Source organism: Nocardiopsis sp. NPDC055879, from assembly GCF_053615935.1.
In genome coordinates this window covers 1-3,789 of sequence record NZ_JBSHCT010000064.1, presented here as the reverse complement: position 1 = coordinate 3,789, position 3,789 = coordinate 1, and the positions used below count along the sequence as shown (strand labels likewise).

Sequence of the window (3,789 nt, the reverse complement as noted above, 5' to 3'; positions counted from 1 at the left end):
GCTTCTTCGTCGGCGGGGAAGGGAGGGATCAGCGGCCCTGGACCGCTTCGATGAACGGGCTGGGCAGGCCGTGCCAGCTCACACTGAGTTGTTCGCGTGCACGTGTACAGGCTACGAAGAGCAGACTGCGTTCACGGAGCAGGTCGCGAGAGTGCGCGCCGGGGTCCTCCTCCTCGGGGGTCACGCTCCGGGGGGCCGGTAGCTGAGCCTCTCCGGCGGCGACCACGGCCAGGCAACGGAACTCCAGCCCCTTCATTCGGTGCATGGTGCCCACCAGGACCGCCCCGCCCGGTCCCTCGCCTTCCTCCAACAGGTGAGACCGCAGCCCGGACTCCTCGATGGCCAGGGCCGCCTCGCGGGCCAGGCGTCGGGAGCGGGCCGCCACCCCGATCTCCTCGGGAAGGACCCCGGAGTCGGTCCAGCCGCGCACGATCGAGGCCATATGGGCGAGTTCGGCGCCCCAGGTGGCCAGCCCCTTCACCTCGGGTGGCAGACCGTGCATCTCCGAACGGCAGCCGGTGACGTGGTCGGGGCCGCCCTCCAGGTCGTCGAAGCTTTGACCGTGGACCAGCCCCAGGCTCCAGTCGAGGATCTCGGCGGTGGTCCGGTAGTTGATCCGCAGTTTCGAGGACCGGCCGCGCACGTCGACGCCCACCTCGGAGAGCACCACCTGCGGGCCGTAGACGCGTTGGTGGGCGTCGGCGGTCACGAACAGGTCGTCGGGCCCCTCGGACACCGCGGCGCGCAGCAGCCGCCACTGTCCCGGGTACAGGTCCTGGGCCTCGTCCACCACCACGTGGCGATAGGGCTTGTCGGCGTCCGGCAGCCGCGCCAGCAGGCGTGCGGCCTCCTCGCACACCGTTTCGTGGGTCCACAGGCCACGCTTGGTGATTTCGCGCTGGAACGCCCACATCACCTGCCAGACCACCGCTTTGCGCGCGGGGGACAGGCCGCGACCCCGCCCCGTGCGCTTGGCCGCCAGGTAGGCGTCGGCCGACTCGACCCGGCGCGCCAGCACCACCTGTCGCCACTCCTGGGACAGGAACGCGGGGGACAGTTCCGAGGCGCCGAGCTCCTTGGCCAGACGCTCCCACAGCTCCTGTTCCTGGTTGCCCGTCAGCAGGTTCGGCCGGCCGTGGGTCTCACGGAACACACGATGGGCGAATCGGTCGATGTTCTCGACCCGGACCCGGCCGGCGGAGAGCGGGTCGCCCGTGTGTTCTGCGAGCAGGGTCAGGTTCTGTTCCAGGGACCGCGCCAGCGTCGAGGTGAACGTGGTCAGTAGCACCGCACCCCGACCACGTTCGGCCAACCGGTGGGCGCGGTGCAGGGCGACCACGGTCTTTCCGGTGCCCGGGCCGCCGCTGACCCGGGCGGAACCGCGGTAGACGGCGTCCACCACCTGTCGCTGGGCCGGATGCAGGTAGATGCGCCACAGGTCGAAGGGGTGGGCGAGTACCGCCATGAGTTCGTCGGGCCCTTCGACGAGCAGGACCCGGTCGGAGCTGCGACGCACCGCGCTGTCCAGGTCCTCGGGGTCGAACTCCTCGGTGATCCGGGAGCCCAGTTCGTCCCACACCTCCTCGGGGCTCATCCCGGAGGCCAGCCCGCACAGCACGGTCCACTGCACCGGGGGCATCAGCCCCTGGGCGGCGTTGAGCTGTTCGGTGTCGGTGAGCGCCCGCGCGAAGGTCCGGGTCTGCTCGTCCACGCCCAGGCGTGTGAGGTCGGCGTCGCCTACGTGCTCGAACAGTCGGGCCGGTGCCTTTTGCGCCATCTGTTCGAGGAACGGGAGGCTGGTGCTCATCGCCTCCACGTCGCGGATCTCGATGCCGCCGGTGGCCAGGTTGACCGAGGCGGTACGACGTTTGGCCCATTCGTAGGCCTCGTCGTGGGGCAGCACCCGCAGCAGCGTGTAGGTGTCGCCTCGTGTGGGGGCGAGCACGACGCCGCGCCAGAACTGGTCGATGCGGATGCTCCGGAACCGGTCGTCCCGCGCCTTGGCGATCTTCTCCAGGTGCACGCCGGTGTGGGTGGCCTGTTCGAACTTGGCGAAGACCTCGGTGACGCGGTTCTGCACGGGCTTGTGGAGCTTGGCGAATTCCTGCAGGAAGTCCCTGTGGACGGCGAGCTGGGCCACGGCGCTCGATTTTCGTTCTCGGGGGAGGACCGGTCGGTCGTGTGCGGCCAACCTACCCCGGCGGCCGGTTCTTCGCATGCCCTCGACGGAAAACACGGCACCAGTAACTTAGAGCACTCTGTGAACTATGGGTGTTGACTATATTCACAGGCCTTGGGATAGTTCTTTCACCGAAAGCAGGGTTCTCTAGATCGGGGGAGTGAGATGGACTCCACGGACGCTCCGGCGCCCTGGCGCCCCTACGAGGACGACCCCCTCTTCACCCCACAGCTGCTCCAAGGACCGGAGACGATGCCGGACGGAGACCGGCTCCTGGGCTACCTCGACGCGCTCGTCGCTCGCCGGGGCACCGTGCACACCACCGTCGCCTTCAACGCCGTGTACTTCGGTTACGACCTCGACTTCGGCGGATACGCGGGAGGCCCGGTCGACTTCGACGCCTTCCCCCGCCTGTCGACACAGGAGACCGCGGACCCCCTCCCCGTGGGCGCGATGGTCTCGATCGAGACGGGGAACGATCCCCTGTACGCGGAGATCGTCCACCGGGAGAGCCGTACCGATCCCCGACCTTCCCAGGACACCGACTCCGGATACGCCGAACGCCTGGTGTTCGACGTGGACGCCTTCAGCCCCGGAACCGTCGTCAGTGACGCCCGATTCGACCGGCTGCGGGCCCACCATCGCTGGATCGACCCTCTGGGCCATCTGCACCACCGGGTACGCGGCACCGCGCACGCGCACCGGCGCATCGGCGAACACGAGCGATTCGTCCGCTACCTCCTCGGCCCCGGACGTTCCCAACTCATGGCCGGGCCGTTGCCGCTCCTGCTTCGAGACGAGGCCGGACCGCTACAGATAGCCGCGGCGTTGCGCGCGGCACTGCACACCATCGACCGGGCCCTGTCCCTCCTTCCCTCGCTTCGCCGCCGGAACGGCTACGCCTTCCACCGCCGGGGGCTCGCCCACCGCATCGAACGCGACGGTCCCCTCGGCGGACCCGACCTGGACTGGTTGGTGCGCAGCGTGGTCCGCCCCGCGCCCGACCGCGCCGGCCGCCCACGCGAACGCGTCACCGAGGTGGGGGCCTTCCTGCGCTCCCTGTCCGGAAGCGAACACGAACTCACCGGCACGGGCTACCTCGACGCCATCGTCCACGCCAACACGATCGTCGACGACCACGTGAACGAACACGGCGTCGGGGGAGTGCTGCCCAACGGCATGCGGGTCCAGCCGGCCGACCCCCACCACGAGGGCGGTCGGTGGACCGCGTCCCCCCACGCGCACCGCTCCGACACACTCGCCACTCCTGAACCCGAGGAGCGACGTCCCGAGCCCATGACCCCCTGGGAGCACCTCGTCGAATACGAGGTGGCCCCCTTCCTGCGTCGATTGCCCCGAGGCCAACGCGCCGGCGTCGGCGCCCGCGTCGAGTACCACCGGCTCCTGTCCCGGTTCGGGATCAGAGGCGATCTACCCGACGGCTTCACCCTCGTCCGTGGTCACAGCAGGACCCGAGGAGGGGCCATCGGCCGTGACCGGAACCCCCTCGTCACCGAAGAGAAGCGGAGCACCCCGTGACCAAGCCCCGACCTCCCCAACGTCCGCACCGCTCCAACGAGCGTTTCCGGCCCGTTCTAAAGTATTTATGA

At 69.4% G+C, this 3,789-nt stretch carries 2 protein-coding genes; one reads left to right on the top strand and one right to left on the bottom strand.

All coding sequences use genetic code 11. The features are described from left to right. Positions 1-28: 28 nt before the first annotated feature. Positions 29-2,140 carry a UvrD-helicase domain-containing protein gene (locus ACWGKS_RS29645; RefSeq protein ID WP_452525028.1) on the bottom strand — a complete coding sequence of 704 codons (2,112 nt, stop codon included), beginning with the start codon at positions 2,138-2,140 and terminating at the stop codon, positions 29-31. A gap of 204 nt (positions 2,141-2,344) precedes the next feature. On the opposite strand from ACWGKS_RS29645, the gene ACWGKS_RS29640 reads away from it, so the two are divergent. Further along, positions 2,345-3,718, top strand: coding sequence for a hypothetical protein (locus ACWGKS_RS29640; protein ID WP_452525026.1), 1,374 nt, complete (start codon positions 2,345-2,347; stop codon positions 3,716-3,718). The last annotated feature ends 71 nt before the right edge of the window (positions 3,719-3,789 follow it).